Annotated in this window: 18 protein-coding genes; 10 read left to right on the top strand and 8 right to left on the bottom strand. The window is 26.4% G+C overall.

Going from position 1 to position 16,235, the window contains the following annotated elements; genetic code table 11:
- The first annotated feature begins 70 nt into the window (after window positions 1–70).
- The 3 genes from AACT_RS09480 to AACT_RS09470 are packed head-to-tail and all read left to right on the top strand — an operon-like array spanning window position 71 to window position 1,652.
- Window positions 71–496, top strand: coding sequence for a DUF2214 family protein (locus tag AACT_RS09480; RefSeq protein ID WP_172126574.1), 426 nt, complete (start codon window positions 71–73; stop codon window positions 494–496).
- Between the two features lie 50 nt (window positions 497–546).
- Window positions 547–942, top strand: a complete 396-nt coding sequence (locus tag AACT_RS09475; RefSeq protein WP_172126573.1) for a DUF3465 domain-containing protein — start codon at window positions 547–549, stop codon at window positions 940–942.
- Window positions 939–1,652: an alpha/beta fold hydrolase gene (locus AACT_RS09470; protein ID WP_172126572.1), complete on the top strand. Its 714-nt coding sequence runs from the start codon at window positions 939–941 to the stop codon at window positions 1,650–1,652. The genes AACT_RS09475 and AACT_RS09470 overlap by 4 nt, the downstream gene beginning before the upstream one ends.
- A 1-nt stretch (window position 1,653) precedes the next feature.
- Here the strand turns inward: AACT_RS09470 and AACT_RS09465 are convergent, their stop codons facing one another.
- The 4 genes from AACT_RS09465 to AACT_RS09450 form a co-directional block, all read right to left on the bottom strand.
- The gene (locus tag AACT_RS09465) at window positions 1,654–3,474 is read right to left on the bottom strand and encodes a multiheme c-type cytochrome (protein ID WP_228720470.1); all 1,821 of its coding nucleotides are present in this window, start codon (window positions 3,472–3,474) and stop codon (window positions 1,654–1,656) included.
- Complete coding sequence (locus AACT_RS09460; RefSeq protein ID WP_172126571.1) at window positions 3,471–4,688, bottom strand: cytochrome-c peroxidase; 1,218 nt, start codon at window positions 4,686–4,688, stop codon at window positions 3,471–3,473. The genes AACT_RS09465 and AACT_RS09460 overlap by 4 nt, the downstream gene beginning before the upstream one ends.
- Before the next feature lie 99 nt (window positions 4,689–4,787).
- The gene (locus AACT_RS09455; RefSeq protein ID WP_172126570.1) at window positions 4,788–5,252 is read right to left on the bottom strand and encodes a DUF420 domain-containing protein; all 465 of its coding nucleotides are present in this window, start codon (window positions 5,250–5,252) and stop codon (window positions 4,788–4,790) included.
- A 1-nt stretch (window position 5,253) separates the two neighbouring features.
- Window positions 5,254–5,556, bottom strand: a complete 303-nt coding sequence (locus AACT_RS09450) for a DUF3817 domain-containing protein (protein ID WP_172126569.1) — start codon at window positions 5,554–5,556, stop codon at window positions 5,254–5,256.
- Between the two features lie 194 nt (window positions 5,557–5,750).
- On the opposite strand from AACT_RS09450, the gene AACT_RS09445 reads away from it, so the two are divergent.
- Complete coding sequence (locus tag AACT_RS09445) at window positions 5,751–7,259, top strand: B12-binding domain-containing radical SAM protein (protein WP_172126568.1); 1,509 nt, start codon at window positions 5,751–5,753, stop codon at window positions 7,257–7,259.
- Window positions 7,259–7,966, top strand: a complete 708-nt coding sequence (locus AACT_RS09440) for a DUF481 domain-containing protein (protein ID WP_172126567.1) — start codon at window positions 7,259–7,261, stop codon at window positions 7,964–7,966. Before AACT_RS09445 ends, AACT_RS09440 begins: the two co-directional genes overlap by 1 nt.
- A 36-nt stretch (window positions 7,967–8,002) precedes the next feature.
- Here AACT_RS09440 and AACT_RS09435 read toward each other — a convergent pair whose 3' ends face one another.
- Together AACT_RS09435 and AACT_RS09430 are read right to left on the bottom strand one after the other, a co-directional pair.
- A complete protein-coding gene (locus AACT_RS09435; protein WP_172126566.1) occupies window positions 8,003–9,109 on the bottom strand; it encodes a DUF808 family protein in 1,107 nt (368 codons plus the stop codon).
- Between the two features lie 16 nt (window positions 9,110–9,125).
- Window positions 9,126–10,754 (bottom strand): sensor histidine kinase, encoded by a 1,629-nt coding sequence (locus tag AACT_RS09430; protein WP_172126565.1) that lies wholly within the window; start codon window positions 10,752–10,754, stop codon window positions 9,126–9,128.
- A gap of 147 nt (window positions 10,755–10,901) precedes the next feature.
- Here AACT_RS09430 and AACT_RS09425 point away from each other — a divergent pair, with 147 nt between their 5' ends.
- From AACT_RS09425 to AACT_RS09415, 3 genes are all read left to right on the top strand, one after another.
- Window positions 10,902–12,143: a BaiN/RdsA family NAD(P)/FAD-dependent oxidoreductase gene (locus AACT_RS09425; RefSeq protein WP_172126564.1), complete on the top strand. Its 1,242-nt coding sequence runs from the start codon at window positions 10,902–10,904 to the stop codon at window positions 12,141–12,143.
- 32 nt (window positions 12,144–12,175) lie between these two features.
- A complete protein-coding gene (locus tag AACT_RS09420) occupies window positions 12,176–12,514 on the top strand; it encodes a DsrE family protein (RefSeq protein WP_172126563.1) in 339 nt (112 codons plus the stop codon).
- 75 nt (window positions 12,515–12,589) lie between these two features.
- Window positions 12,590–13,015 (top strand): DsrE family protein, encoded by a 426-nt coding sequence (locus AACT_RS09415; protein ID WP_172126562.1) that lies wholly within the window; start codon window positions 12,590–12,592, stop codon window positions 13,013–13,015.
- A 27-nt stretch (window positions 13,016–13,042) separates the two neighbouring features.
- On the opposite strand, the gene AACT_RS09410 is transcribed toward AACT_RS09415, so the two are convergent.
- Both AACT_RS09410 and AACT_RS09405 read right to left on the bottom strand, forming a co-directional pair.
- A complete protein-coding gene (locus AACT_RS09410; RefSeq protein WP_172126561.1) occupies window positions 13,043–14,203 on the bottom strand; it encodes an MFS transporter in 1,161 nt (386 codons plus the stop codon).
- 34 nt (window positions 14,204–14,237) lie between these two features.
- Window positions 14,238–14,894 carry a hypothetical protein gene (locus AACT_RS09405; RefSeq protein ID WP_228720469.1) on the bottom strand — a complete coding sequence of 219 codons (657 nt, stop codon included), beginning with the start codon at window positions 14,892–14,894 and terminating at the stop codon, window positions 14,238–14,240.
- A 111-nt stretch (window positions 14,895–15,005) separates the two neighbouring features.
- Here AACT_RS09405 and AACT_RS09400 point away from each other — a divergent pair, with 111 nt between their 5' ends.
- Both AACT_RS09400 and AACT_RS09395 read left to right on the top strand, forming a co-directional pair.
- Entirely contained in the window at window positions 15,006–15,647 is a 642-nt protein-coding gene (locus tag AACT_RS09400) for a hypothetical protein (RefSeq protein ID WP_172126559.1), read from the top strand.
- 87 nt (window positions 15,648–15,734) lie between these two features.
- A complete protein-coding gene (locus tag AACT_RS09395; RefSeq protein ID WP_172126558.1) occupies window positions 15,735–16,127 on the top strand; it encodes a NifB/NifX family molybdenum-iron cluster-binding protein in 393 nt (130 codons plus the stop codon).
- Window positions 16,128–16,235 lie beyond the last annotated feature (108 nt).

Genomic DNA, 16,235 nt, shown 5'->3' with positions numbered 1-16,235 from the left:
AGTAAATTATAAAAAAATAAGTAAATTAAATATATCATTGCACTTCAAAAAACAAATTATAGGAAAAATTATGACAGAAGTATTTTTTAGATATTTACATTTTATTGGAATCATGAGTTTAAGTGCGACATTAGTTGCTCAACATTTGATAATATCAACAGAAGTAAGTAAAGAACAGTTTAAGAAAATTGCATTTTTAGATATTATTTATATAATCAGTCTTATTCTTACTTTTATTGGTGGATTAAGCCTTTGGCTTTGGGTTGGTAAAGATGCTAGTTTTTATTCAACAAATTGGGTGTTTCATTTAAAACTATCAATGTTTGTTTTAGTATATTTACTTTCTATTTATCCAACTAGATTTTTTCTTAGAAATAAAAAATCTTTAGGTGATACAGTTAAAATGCCAAAAATAATCATTATGTTATTTAGAATGCAACTTTTATTAGTGTTTATAATGCCATTTTTAGGTGCATTAATAGCAAAGGGCCTTTAATAAATTTTCAATTAATACACTTTTTATAAGTTATAAAATCTAGGATGAAAATGAAAAAACTATTATTTATACTATTAACAACTATTTGTCTTATTTCAAATACCGCTTATGCCAATAATAAACAAATAGATAAAGCTTATCATAGTAAACAAAGTGATGTTCAGGTTTTAGGTGTCGGGAAAGTTATCAAGGTTTTAAAAGATGATACAAAAGGAAGTCAACATCAAAGATTTTTAGTAAAACTTCCTTCAAATCTAACTATTTTAATTGCTCATAATATTGATTTAGCCCCTAGAGTGGCTGATTTAAAAGCAGGGGATGCAATAGAGTTTTATGGTGAGTATGAGTGGAATAATAAAGGTGGAGTAGTTCACTGGACACATCATGACCCAAGAAAAAAACATAAAGATGGTTGGTTAAAACATAATGGAGTTATATATCAATGATTGAAGAGAATGCAAAAGAAAAGATATATTTAATTCCAGGACTTATGACTGATGAAAGATTATGGAGTAGAATTAAACCCTTTTTACAAAATGAGTATGAACTAGTTCATGTACCAATTCCACATACAGAGGATTTTGATGAGATTATAGATATTTTATTTAATCTTTTCAAAGAAGAAAGAGTTAATCTTTTAGGGTTCTCACTAGGAGGGTATATAGCTTCTTATTTTGCAATAACATATCCAAATAGAGTAAATAGACTTTTTATGGTAGCAGCAACTCCTGGGGCTTCAAATGAGGCTGAAATAGAAAGAAGAAAAGAGAAATTTGCAATAATAGAAAAAGAGGGATTTGTAGGCCTATCTTATGAAAAAGCAGTCTCTTTAGTAGAAGAGCAAAATCAAAATGATTCTGAATTAATCAAAATTATTCAAGATATGTTTATGGATTTAGGAAAAGAGACTTTTATTTCACAACTTACAAGTACATTTTATAGAAAAGATTTATTTGAAGATTTAATTATTCAAGATTTTCCAATTTGTTTTTATTATAGTGTTAATGATAGGCTTTTAAATCAAATTGCATTAGATAAATTACTTAATAATAAACATAATATGAAGATAATTTCAAGGGAAGGAACAAGTCATAATATTCCACTTGAAGTTCCAGAACTCTTAAGTATCGAAATAAAAAAATGGATGAAAGAATAAGCTATTTTTTAAAAATATGCTCAATTCTTTCTAATTCTACAACTGGAGGATTTGGAAGCTCTGGAAAAGCTTTTTGAACTATTGATGTTACCCATTGAGGATAGATTCTAAAGTTTAATTTCACAATAGCTTTTAAAGGATAAGTTAAATTTTCCTTTAAATCATAGCTTTCAACTCTTCTTGTTTTTGCAGGAATTCTAGTATCACTTAAAAGTTTCTCATATTTCCAAAACAATAATCCAACTGGATTTCCATCTTTATCCCCAAAAACTTTCATAAAAGGTCTTGCATCAGCTTGTAAATCACCGTTACTATCAAGCTTCCCACTTGAAAATACTATTTTTTTATTTGCATCATATATTGTAATATCAAGCCATAATTCTCTAAAATCTGCAACTCCTGTTGGCAAGTGGTGCCCCGCTCCTACATTTTCTACACCCACATGTATTTGATTGTTTTTTATATCTACATCAAGTTTTGCAGAAGTTCTTAATAGTTGAAGTATTTGATCTTCATTTTCCTTGTCTTTTAATCCAGCTAGAAAATGATTCGAACCTGCAAAATAGTGAACTTTTACATCTTTTTTTACTACTCCGCCATCTGTAGAGACTCCATTTAATGGATCAAACTTATCATCTTTTAAATAAGTCATATGACAATCTATGCAAGATTTGTTTTTTGTTTTATCTTCTTTATTATTATATGGTGAGGCTTCCCACTCTTTAAAAGTTGATACTATTTGTTTATTTGTTGTAGGGGATGTTTCATCATGACAAGAAGCACAATATTTAGATTCTTTATAAAGAGGTTTCATATAACTCTCTTTATGAACATTTGGTTTTGCATTTATAAATTTATGCCCTAAAAATTCCCCTAAAGTTGATTCATCATCTTCAAAAGGATATTTCTTTCTATCGGTAATATTTAGTGTATATGATGCATTTCCCTCAGAACTAGCATCTGTGATTCTGTGACAAGTTAAACATGAAACTCCCTCTTCAAGTCTTGTATTTCCATGTTTTTCATAGGTCTTAACTAAAGTTTTTGCATTTTGTTCAAATAGTGTATTTGCTAAAAAGTTATCATCCATAGCGTGACTTGTTCTAGTAAGTCCAGTTGTTAGTGCACTTGGATTGTGGCATCCCATACACCATTTTTTAAAATCATTTCCTTCAACCTCACCTGCAATTGATTCCATAACCATATAATAAGGATTTGATTCTACTAGATTTTTATGATTTGAATTTGCCCATTGATTAAATATTTCATTATGGCATGATTTACATTTTGTTGAGTTTGTCCAATCTTGATTATGATAAATTACATCTTTTTGTGTTTTTAGATTTAGTAAGTTGTTTTCTGATTTTGTATCAAAACTATATGCAGGTATCATACCTGTAAATGAAAATGCTAAAAATAAAGCAATAGATGATACTTTTTTCTTAGGATTTTTTGTATGATAAAAAAGAAAAAATAGTAATACAAAAGAGCCATATAAATGGATATTAAAACTATAAATTCCAATCATATTTCCTCCTGTGTTTCCAATAAAAAATAGATAAAATCCACTTAATACTATAAGTAAAAGAATAAAACCTAAAACCCATCCAATAATACTATTTACTCTTTTTATAACAATATATTTATAAGCGTGTTTATTTACAAAAGGGATAATATAAAATATACATAAGAATATAGAAGCAAAAACATGTATAACAGAGATTATTTTTAAGTTTTCCCATGAAATATTTAATATATCCATTTGTAAAATACCACTTACGAATATTAGAAGAATTAATGTTTTTATATTAAATAGCATCATTTGTTAACCTTTATATCTTTTGTATAATCTACAACATTTCCTTCTAAGGTTTTTAGAAATTCAACAATTTCATCTATTTGTTGGTTTGATAAATTTAATCCAACTTGATGCCTACCCATTATTTCAACTGCTTCTCTTATCTTATCTACAGAGCCATTATGAAAATATGGTGAAGTCTTAGTAACATTTCTTAAAATTGGAACTCTAAAGAAGTGAGTATCAGCTCTACCTTTATATCCACCTTTATTTTCAAAAGGAAAGGTATCATCAATGATTTCAAAATCAGGAGGAGAACCCAAGTTTGGTCTTAAATCATGGATTCCTGCAAATTGTCTTAATGGAAATCTTTGAACGCTTTGACCCCCAACACTCATACCTGTATGGCAACCAGCACAACCAAAGTTCATAAAGTTTACTAAACCTCTTTTGGCTGTTGCTGAAATAGCATTATTATCTCCTTCCAAGAATTCATCAAAAGAACTTCTTGTAAGTAAAGTTCTTACATAAGTTGCAATTGCTTTTTGAATATTTATAAAAGTTAAACTATTTTCTTCTTTGAAAACCTCATTAAAATGATTTATATATTTTTCATCTTTTGATAATTTTTTTATAAGTTCATCTTCTTTTATATTCATTTTATAGCTTGATTGAATAGAATTAGATATTTGTTTTTCTATACTTTTTACTTCTCCATCCCATGTAAGAACTTTTGCCAATGAAGAGTTTAAAATAGTCATAGTATTTAGATGATGAGGATTTGTAGCCCCCTTATACCCAATCGCAGTTGATAATCTATCAGTTCCACTTTCATCACTTAGATGACAAATAACACAATTATTTGCATTTTTCATGTCATTTGGTTGTTTTTTTGAAGTTATGGCATTTAGTATTACTTTCTTTTCATTTGGGTTTTTACTAATCATATGACAAGTTGAACAGCTAATAGTATCATCTAAAGATAGTTTTGTATCAAAAAACAATTCTTTTCCTAAAGTTATTTTTTCATGGCTTAAAGGATTGTTTTTATCATTTACTATTTTTAATAACTCTTCATAGGTATTTGGAATTGGCTTTAGTCCCTTTGATTGTGCGGTAGCTCTTAATTGTTCGTCTTTATATGTTTTGAAATTTCTCTCTTTTGTAAGATTTGGAAGAGATAGTAAAAATGATATAAAAATAAAAGCTACAATGATAACTTGTAAAAATGATTTCATTTTATTCCTAAATTTTGTTTTATGTAATATTTACATCATAACAAAATTAGAAATAATAAAAATTGTAAAAAGTCAAGTTTTGAGAAAATATTAAATATTTTAAAAAACGAATAAAAATAAGTACATAAAAATTCCCATAATTGATGTTATGGTTAGTGCTGCAAAAATAGCTTTTCCTATTTTTTTATGTTTTGCTCCATCTAATTCATTTCTTTTATATTGTTTATAAGATGAAATAAATAAAAATATCCATCCTGCAATTGCTGCAATTGCTATAAATATATGAATTATTAAAAAAACTAGCATAAAATCAAAAGATATATTACTATATTTTGAATACTCCATAAATCCACCTGAAATTCTAAGACCAATTTCGAATAAAACTACTATATATAAAGTGGTAGATAAAATTATAAACTGAGAAATAAAATGTTTTTTATACTGTTTTTTCACCGCATAAAATATACTAAATGCAAGTAAAAATGGTAAAATAGCAAAATAAATAGTTGCTATATCCATATACAAAGGGGCATCTGTGCCTAAAAAACCTTTAGAAAAAAACATATTATTTTAATTTTTTCGCAGGGTTTTTCATAATAATCTTTTCAATTAAAATAAAACCAAATGGTATTAAAGAATAAACAAATAATTGAAATCCTAAAAACTTCCACTTATATTTATTCATAGCCATAAGTAAAGCTACAAAAAATAGTATAAATAAAACTCCATGACCCATGCCTACAATTTTTACAGCAAGAGGGTAATCAAACATATATTTTAATGGCATTGCAATAAATACTAATAGTAAATAAGATATTCCTTCTACAAATGAAATCAATCTAAATCTTGAAAATGTATCATTTTTCATAATAATCCTTTAAATAAAACGTGAGTATATAAAAGTTTGGTTTATGAAAAGTTAATATAAAATAAATTTATGAATACAAACAAAATTATTTTTACTTTACTAATGTTATATATTTTGGCAGATATGTTAAAAACCTATTTCTTTTAGAAAAAACAAATTATCTAAAACACTACTTTATTGTGTTAAAATCGCGCATGAAAAACATAATACTTACTACATTAAACTCTAGATATTCTCATAGTTCATTAGGATTGAGATATTTATTAGCAAATTTAAAAGAATTAAAAAACGAGGCAGAAATTTTAGAGTTTGTAATAAACTCTTCAGTTCAAACTATTGCAGAACAAATACTTTCTAAAAAACCAAAAATCATAGGAATAGCTGTATATATTTGGAATGCTTTTGATATAGGTGAACTTGTACGAATAATAAAAAAAGTATCACCCCAAACTATTGTTGTTTTAGGTGGCCCTGAAGTTAGTTATACACCTCTTAGAGTAAATTTTGATATGGCTGATTATATAATTTGTGGTGAAGGTGAAGTCTCTTTTTATAATCTTTGCAGAGAATTATTAGATGGAAACTGTACTCAAGCAAGAACTATTCATTCGCCAAAAGTTGATTTTGAAGCAATTGCTTTACCATATGATGATTACACAGACTTTGATATAAAAAATAGACATATTTATGTTGAAAATGCACGTGGTTGTCCTTTTGAGTGTGAGTTTTGCTTATCTTCAATAGAAACAAAAATGAGATATTTAGATATAAATATTTTCTTAGATGAGATCGAAAAACTGTGGCAAAGAGGCGCTAGAAGTTTTAAGTTTATAGATAGAACCTTTAATATTAAAATTTCTTATGCAAAAGCTATTTTGAACTACTTTTTAGCAAAGCAAGAAGACTATTTCTTACATTTTGAAGTTATCCCTGATAATTTTCCTGAAGAATTAAGGGATTTAATAAAGCAGTTTAAAGCAGGGTGTTTACAACTTGAAGTTGGTATTCAAACTTTAAATTTAGATGTGGCAAAAGAGATTAGAAGAAATTTAAAACTAGACAAAATAAAAGATAATTTAAAGTTTTTATCTCAAGAAACACATGCTCATATGCATATAGATTTAATTATTGGACTTCCAAGTGAAAGTATTGAAAGTTTTGGAAGAAATTTAAATCAACTTTATACACTTTCAACGGGTGAAATACAAGTGGGAATTTTGAAAAAGTTATCAGGAACTACCCTTGATAGACATGACAAAATTTATGGAATGGTTTATAATGACGCTCCTCCTTATGATATTTTAAAAAATGATTTAATCAGTTTTGATTTGATGCAAGATATGAAACGGTTTGCAAGATTTTGGGATATTATTTACAATAGTGGTAATTTTCAAAAAACTACAGCTTTACTTTTTAGCGATGGAAAAGTGTATGAGAATTTTTATGATTTCTCAAAATGGCTTTATAAAAGAAGTGAATCTACTTATAAGATTTCTCTTGATAGAATTGCGCAATTTTTGTATGAATATCTTAGTAATTCTTATGATAAAGAGTTAATAGCTAATGCTATTTTACAAGATGTTATGAGTGTAGAAGGAAGAAGTTTCCCTGCATTTTTAAAAAAAATAATACCAGAGACTTATGATTTTGCACAAAAAGAAGTTTCAAAAGCAAATAAAAGACAGCAATTAAGGAAAGAATAGTGAGTAAAATTATTGTTAGCAAAATTTGTATTTTAGCAATTTTTGCATCTACATCTTATGCTTTAGATGTTGATAAACATTTAGAGTTATCTTATGTAAAAACAAGTGGAAATTCAAATACAAGTACATTTTCAACAAAACTAGAAGCAACAACTGCTTTAAGTGATAGAAGTAGTTTCAAAGCAAAAGGAAATATCCTTTATAGTGAAAATAACAAGGAAAGTTCTGCAAATAAATATGATATTGAATTAGATTATAATTATATGTTAGATGAAAAAATTTACGCTTATTATGGAGTAAATTATTTAAAAGATCAATTTTCAGATTATGATTATAGATTAAATACAGGACCAGGACTTGGGTATAAATTATTAGATACAAAAGAACAAACTGTTGATTTACAAGGTGGTTTGGATTATGCCCTAGATCAATACTCAAGTGGTATAAAAGATGAATATGTAGCTTCAAGAGCTGAAATAAACTATAGATATAAAATCAATGAAAATTTAAAGTTTAAACAAATGTTTAATTATTTAGTTTCTCTTGAAGATAATGATAAATATTTTATGGCAAGTGATACATCATTGGGTGTTAAAATGACTGATAACCTGTCTTTGGGTGTTAGTTATAGAATTGATTATGTAAATCAAACTACTAAAGAGAAAGCAGATAAAAAACTTTTAACTTCTTTAATAGTAGATTTCTAAAATTATTTAGAGATTAAACTAAACTGTTTTTGCAGTTTAGTTTTTTTTGAACTTATTAAAAATAGGTGTAAAAATAGGAAGAATTTTTACAGTTAAAAATCCTACTATTCCTCCAAGTATAATCTCACTTAAAAAACCTCCTAATGGTATAGCTTTTATTGCACTATCCATAAAGTGTAAGATATGAGTTTCATGGGCAACGATTCCTCCACCAACTGCTAACATAGCAATAGTTCCTAAAATTCCAATACCTTTTATAATCCATGGCATTGAGTTTACAAAAGCATTTCCAATAGTTTTTGAAATTGCACTTTTCTTCTCTTGTAGATAAAAACCAATATCATCAAGTTTTATAATTAAAGCAACTATTCCATATACAAAAACAGTTGTTAATACTCCAACTAGAGTTAAAACAGAAAGTTTTGTTATAAATTCTGTATTTTCAATAAGACTTAATGATATTACAATAATTTCAAAAGATAAAATAAAATCTGTTTTAATAGCACTTTTTACTTTTTCATCCTCAAGTTTTTCACTTGATAACTCTTTTATTGTTTCCTTTTCATCTTCAACTTCATGATGATGCCCCATTTTTTCTAAAATACTCTCAACACCTTCATAAGCTAGATAAATTCCCCCAAGAATCAAAATAGGAGAGATAGCCCAAGGTGCAAGGTAACTAAGAAGTAAAACTATAGGAATAATGATAAATTTGTTTTTAAAACTTCCCTTTGCAATTTTATAAACAATAGGTAATTCTCTTAAAGCAGCTTTTCTTTTTGCTTCTAGAATAGCTATTTGTCTAATATTTTCTAGCTCTTTAAAAATTTCTTGTTGAGATTTTTCATCTAGTTTCTCAATATTTTGTTTTAATTCATCTACAGATTTAGCTTTTGATAATTCTCTTTTCAAAATATCAGAAGTTGTTTCATTTGTAAAATTTGCAATTGCAGCTAAGTCATCTACTAAAAGTCCAGATGATTTAATACTTGCTAATTTTGTATATGTAGCAATATCGTCAAATAAAAGCCCTATATCATCAAGTGAAGTTGCCAGTGATTTGGCAGTTGTTGCCATAGTCTTTCCCGCAAGTGAACTTATATCATCTGTTAAAACTGATAAGTAGCCTAATATTCCAGCCATTAAAATCCTTTTGTAATTATATTTCTTGTTTTGTGATATTTAGTGTTATTATAAAAACTGCACCATCATTATCATTTTTTACTGTTAATTTTCCATTCATGTTTTTTTCAATAATAAGTTTTGACATATAAAGCCCAATTCCAGTTCCGTTACCTTTTCCTTTTGTTGTAAAATATGGTTCAAATATTCTATCTATAATCTCTTCATTTATTCCATTTGCATTATCTTTAATTTTAACTATTACATTATTCTCAATCTTAGAAACATTAACTTTAATTATTGGTTTTTCAATTTTATTTGAAACTAAAGCATCCCTTGCATTTGTAATAATATTTAATAATACTTGAGAAAATTCATTTTCATAATCATATATTTCCACATCATCAATAATCTCTTTTACTACTTCAATATTATAAAATCTAAGGGTTGAACTTAATATTTCTAAGGTATTCTCAATACTATGCTCAACTTTAAATAGATTTTTATTTTTGGTTGGTTCAAAAAAGTTTCTAAAAGTATCTATTGTATTTGACATTGAGTTTATTATCATTTTTGATTTATCAATGGTTTCATTTAGCTCTTCTTTTGTTAAAACATCATTTTCATATTTAAAACCAATATTTTGTATTGTTAAACTCAAATTATTTAAAGGTTGTCTCCATTGATGAGCTATGTTATTTATCATTTCACCAATTTCTGCTGATCTTGATTGGTGAATTAATATCTCTTCTTGAGCTTTTTGTTTTTTTATTTCATCTTCAACTCTAATTTCAAGTTCAATATTTAATCTTTTGTGATAATAAATGTAAAAATAAAAGATAAAAAATAAAATTAATACAAATATTGAAACAGCTGTATTAAATAAAATAATCTGTTTTCTTCCCTGTTTATAAATATCTCTATAATTATCTAATTTTAACATTGCTAAGTTTTTATTATTGTTTTGTAATGAAATAATATTAGATAAAATATCTTCACTATATACAAAATGAACTTCTACTTTATCTAAAAATATACTTTTTAAAGTTTTATTTGTTTTATTGGAAACTATATCAATAAATTTTATACTATTTTTAAATTCATCATTAAAGTTTTCTAAATATATTTTTTTACCTACATAAATAAACCCTCTTGTTTTACCACTTAAATCAGATTTTAGTATTCGAGATTTTACAATATAGTAGTAGTTATTTTGATATTTGGCTATTGAGATATTTTCATCATCTGTTATTGAATCTACTATATATTTAGTAAAATTATCTTTATTTAGAGTTTTTATATTTTTTGATAATTGAGTATGAATATTTTTATTTTCTAAATTCATAAAAATCATAAAATCTAAATTTACATTTTCTAAAGTAGTGGTCGTATCCCGAAAATTTTCGTATATATACTTTTCATTTTGATCTTTTATAAATTCGTATGTATCATCCCAATAACTATAATCATTTGCTGTTATTTTTATTGTTTTAAATTTTGTATCAATAAATGTCATTAATGAATTTAAAACTTTATTATTTTCTTGTTTTTCTAAGTTTATAAAACTTTTTATAAAATAATTAAAGCTTAAGTAGTTAAAAGAAATTATAAGAATAATAATTATCCAAAAAATAGAAAATTTATTTTTTATAATTTTATTAATCATGATTGAGACCTTAGTATTACAATAATTTTTGAAAGTAATGTCAATTATATCAAAAAATTACTACATATTTTGAATATTTATATTGGATTTTATCAAAGCCACCTAAAGCTTTATATATAATACATAAAAAAATAAAAAGAGAAAAATTTGAATAAGATTTATGATGTAATTGTAATTGGTGGTGGACCTGCTGGGATAATGGCAAGTATAAGTGCTGCAAAAGAAAAAAACGATGTTTTATTACTTGAAAAACTTCCTAAGATTGCTGCAAAACTAAAAGCTACAGGTGGAGGAAAATGTAATCTTACAAATACTCTAAGTACTGAAGACTTTATGGGAAAATTTGGTAAAAATGGACGTTTTATGACCCATGCTTTAGCTGCTTTTACAGCAGATGATTTAAGAGATTTTTTTCTAAGTATAGGAGTTGAAACAATTGCTAGGGATGGATTTAGAGTATTTCCAGCAGATCATAGTTCAAGTATTATTTTAAAATCTTTAGATGATGAAATTGCAAGATTAAATATAGAAGTTCAATGTTCTGTTGATATTCAAACTATTCAAAAAATAGATGATATTTTTATTATAAACTCAAAAGACACTATTTATAACTCAAGAAATATTATTCTAGCAACGGGAGGATTAGGTTATCCAACTTTAGGAGCAACGGGAGATGGTTATATTTTTGCAAAAGAGTTTGGTCATGAAGTTACTTCCCTTCATCCTGCAATGATGCCACTTTTTACGAAAGAAAAGAATTTTGCTCGTTGCAAAGCTGATACTATTGCTAAGGCTATATTAAAAGTAGATATTCCAAAATATAAAAAACTAAAACTAACTGGAGATTTAATCTTCACAAATAATGGAATTCGTGGTCCTGTTGTATTGGATTTTGCAAGGGAACTAACTCCCATTTTAGCAAAATATGATGAAGTTCCACTTTTAATTAGTTTTTTAAAAGGTATGAATGAAGAGCAAATTTATACACATATTAAAAAAGAGATTGAAAAAAATCCTACAAATACGGTTTTAGAAAATCTAAATACACTTTTAGCTTCAAGTGTAGCACAAGAGATTTGTAATATTTGTGATGTGGATTCAAGTCAAAGATTTAAAAATATTGATGGAATAAAAAGAGAAAAACTAATCAAAACTTTAGCTTGGACACCACTTACGGTAATTGGTCATGAAGGCTTTAAAAATGCCATGATTACAAGAGGTGGAGTTGAGTTAAAACAAATAGATTCAAAAACAATGCAAAGCAGTTTAGTTTCAGGACTTTTCTTTTGTGGAGAAGTAGTAAACATAGATGGACCTTGTGGCGGATATAATCTTCAATGGTCATTTTCAAGTGGAAATCTTGCAGGAAAAATAGGAAAATTATATTAGTATTATAATTAAATTAATAAAAGGAAGAAAATATGAACAATACAGCAAAAATTTTATGGACAAGTGATAATAAAGAAACAGCTATGAATATGATATGTTTATATGCTCATAATGCAAAACTAAAAGGTTGGATAGGAAATGTTCAAATCCTTATTTGGGGAGCATCTCAAGGATTAGTTGCAAAAGATAAAGAAGTTCAAGAAAAAATTAAACAAATGATAGCAGATGGTGTAGAAGTAATTGCATGTAAAAAATGTGCTGAAGATTTAGGAGTTGAAAATGAACTTAAATCTTGTGATATGCAAGTTTATTACACAGGTGAGCTTTTAAGTTCTTGGGTTAAAAGTGGAGAAAGTATTATTTCTGTTTGATTATAAATAAAATAAGCTATTCTAATGTTATGAAGAAGTGTTAGTATATTTTTAAATTAACATTAGCCATTAAGAATGAAAAATTTATTTACTAAAATTGCTTTTCTTTTTATCTCTTTATTGTTTTTAAGTAGTAATTTAAATGCTTCAGAACATAAAGTTGTAATACAAGTTAGTACAGATGATACAAGAACTCAATTATTGGCATTAAATAATGCTTCAAATTTACAAAAATTATATGGTATGGATAATGTAACTATTGAAATAGTTGCTTTTGGTCCAGGATTAGGAATATTAACAGAGCAATCTTTTCATAGTACTAGAGTTAAAGATCTTTCATTGCAAGATGTAAAATTTAGTGCTTGTGAAAATACAATGGCTCATATAAAAGAAAAAACAGGTGTTGATCCAATTTTAACAAAAGGTGTAACTACAGTTAAAGCAGGAGTTGGTAGAATCGTGGAACTTCAAGAGCAAGGTTACTCTTATATTAGACCTTAGTATAAAGAAATAAGAGCAATAAAGCTCTTATTTCTGTTTAATTTTAGTTTTGAATCTTAAAAAAACAAAAGCTATAAAACTAACAAAAAATAAACTTAACCCGATATACAAAAAGAAATCTTGGATTTCTAAAAAGTCTAAAAAAGGATGAAAAACTATAGGAGATAAAAACTGCCCTAAAAATATAGCAGAAGTAAAATATCCTGAACTTTTTACTCTTTTTTCATGACTTGTTTTACTTAGCATCCAAGCTGTTGCATTTGTCATCATAATTCCACCTGCAAAACCTAGAATAGGGCTAGTTATAAAAAAGAAATAGATATGATTTATAACACCTACAAGTGAAAATCCAAGGGCCATTAACGTAATACCTATTAAATAAATAGCAATAAAATTTAAGTATTTTTTCAATTTTGAAAAAGCAATAGCTCCTAAAGCATTGCAAAAAAATGCAGTAGCAATTACAGTTCCAGCCATTTTCCCACTAGCTTCAAATTTTTCTATTAATAAAAAAGGAATTTGCGTTGGTAAAATAAAAAACAATAGCATATAAATAAATGCAAGAAAATATACAACAAGCATATTTTTTCCAATATCTATAGATAATTCTTCTTGTGTGCTTTCTATTTTTTTCTCTTTTAAAAATAGAATTACAAAAGGCAATAATACTAAACCAATAAAATATATACCAAAAGGGAAACGCCAGTTTATATCAGATAAAAAACCACCACCAACGACAAAAAATACTCCACCAATTGCCATAAAAGCACTTTGATATCCCATGAATTTGTGTCTATCATGTTCTTTGAAATAATCTCCCACTAAAGAAGTAGAAACTATCATCAAAGTTGCTACACATAATCCAAATAAAGCTCGTGATGCAAGAAGTGATTCAATGCTATTTAGATAAAGCCCTGCAGTTCCAAAAAAAGAAAAGAAGAAAAGTGCAATAAGTACAGATCTCTTCTTTCCAAAGCTAAAAATAAAATGCCCTAAAATAGGTGCTAAAAGTGCAATTACCAGTGAAGGAAGCGTGAGCATTAATCTTGAATAAAATTCTATATTGTTTATATTTGTAAAATATTCTTTAAGATGTGGAAGAGTTGTTACAATAGCGACATTTGACATACTAGTTGTCATTGCTAATAAAAGCATTGTTAAAATGGTTAGTTTACTTATATTTCTCATTTTTGAATTATAGTGAAAATAAATTATTCAGAAATTATATTTTGTATAAATTTTCGATAATCTCTAATTGCTCTTTTTGTGAATAGTTAAATCTAAATTCGCACTCTTTTAAATAAAAGAAAAAATTTTCTTCTTCTACACCTTTATATTTCTTTAGATTTTCTTCTAAAAATTTCCAAAATTCATTAAGTTTTGATTGATAAGAATTTTTTGAGTGGATTTTATGCCAATTTAAATACTCTATAAAACCATCTTCTATATCAAAAGCTCTTTTACCAATTTTTGGCATAAGAATAGTATATATCTTTTCATTTGAATAAAATCCCATTATATTTATGGCTTGGCTTAAAGATTTTTTCTTTTTCTTTTTTTCACGTTCTTTTATATAATAAAACTCTTCATATTCTGTATTGTCTTTTACTGAGTTATTATATTGGTTTTCTAAATATATAGCTATTTCTTTTCTATAAATATCAAATCTATCTTTTACTGTTTTATAATTTAATTGTAGTTCTTTAGAGGTTTCAAGGGCATTTTTATTTTGAGAAAAACTTATTGCTACTTGCTTGTCTTTTTCTATTTTTTTTAGGGAATATTTTTTTGCACATTTTTTACATTTTATATAATCATTTGCTAGAATATAAAAGTTTGTGTTATTGCAGTTTTGACATTTCATTTCATATATTAGCATCTTTTGTATATTTTTTGTTCTAAAAATACATAAGAGTTTTATAAAATTATGATAAGTTTATAAATATAAAAATATACTACAATAATCTAAGAACTACTCGTAAGGAAAAACATGGAACATGTAGCTTTATCTCTAATCTTTTGGTATGGAATTTTACATGCTTTTGGAGCTGATCATTTAACTGCAATTGCAGATTTTTCAATAGGAAAAAATAAAAGAAAAACAATACTTATTACAAGTATGTTTGCAGTAGGCCATGGAATATCACTTTTTATTTTTGCAAAAATACTTGAAACATATAAAATATCAGATGAGATACTAGCTTATGGAGATGTTATTTCTGCTTCTGTGATTTTAGGAATGGGAATTTATTTATTATGGTTAGTATTTACAAATAGAATAAACCTAAGTAAGCATATCCACGATGGTAAAGAGCATATTCATATTTATTTTGGCAAAGAACATTCTCATACAAATAAAGATGTAAGTTCAGCCTTTGCAATAGGAACTCTTATGGGAATAGGCGGAGTTAGAGGAATGTTAGTTACTCTAGGACTGGTTGAAAGTGCTAGTGTTGATTTTACTATGGTTTTAGCTTTTACTTTGGGTGTTATGATTGTCTTTTTAGCTTTTGGGGCATTTATTTTATATATAAATAAAAATTTATTAAATTCTCAACAAAATATTAAAAGAATATTTACTGTTGCAGGCCTTGTTTCTTTAGTTGTTGGTACTAACTTTTTATTAGCTTAGGGTTAATTTAAAAGTCAAAGGAGTAATAATTGCATATAAAAGCACTTAAGAGAGTATACTCTACAATAAAGTAATAAAAGGCATACAATGAAAATAGCAATTCCAGTAAAAGATGAGAATTTAACATTCTTTAGTAATGCAGGACATACTCCAAAGTTTGCAATTTATGATTTGACAGGTTCCGGAATGTTTAGATCATTTAAATTAGATTCAGTAATTACAAATCCAAGAACAGATATAGATCATGACCATGCCGAAGAAGATCATGAGTGTAATCATAAACATGATGATGCCCAACATATTGCTCAACATAATAAAATGGGTGAAGCTTTAGTTGAGTGTAGTTATGTGGTTGTTAGAAAAGCTTGTAAGAATACAGCTAATTCATTTACTTCACAAGGTATAAAATTAGTTAAATATAATGGTGACTCAACAGATGTAAATGCAATCTTAAAAGAGACATCTATTTCTTTTAAATAAAAAAATAAAACTTGTTCTAAAAATACCTAAGTGTAAATAAAAATTATACTATATTTAGACTTTTTGAGTTAAACTATTTAAAATGAATAATTATTCAGAAAAATAGTT

It is taken from the genome of Arcobacter acticola, from assembly GCF_013177675.1.
Taxonomy (GTDB): domain Bacteria; phylum Campylobacterota; class Campylobacteria; order Campylobacterales; family Arcobacteraceae; genus Aliarcobacter; species Aliarcobacter acticola.
The sequence above is the reverse complement of the archived record's forward strand: the minus strand, read 5'-3'. Positions and strand labels throughout refer to the sequence as shown.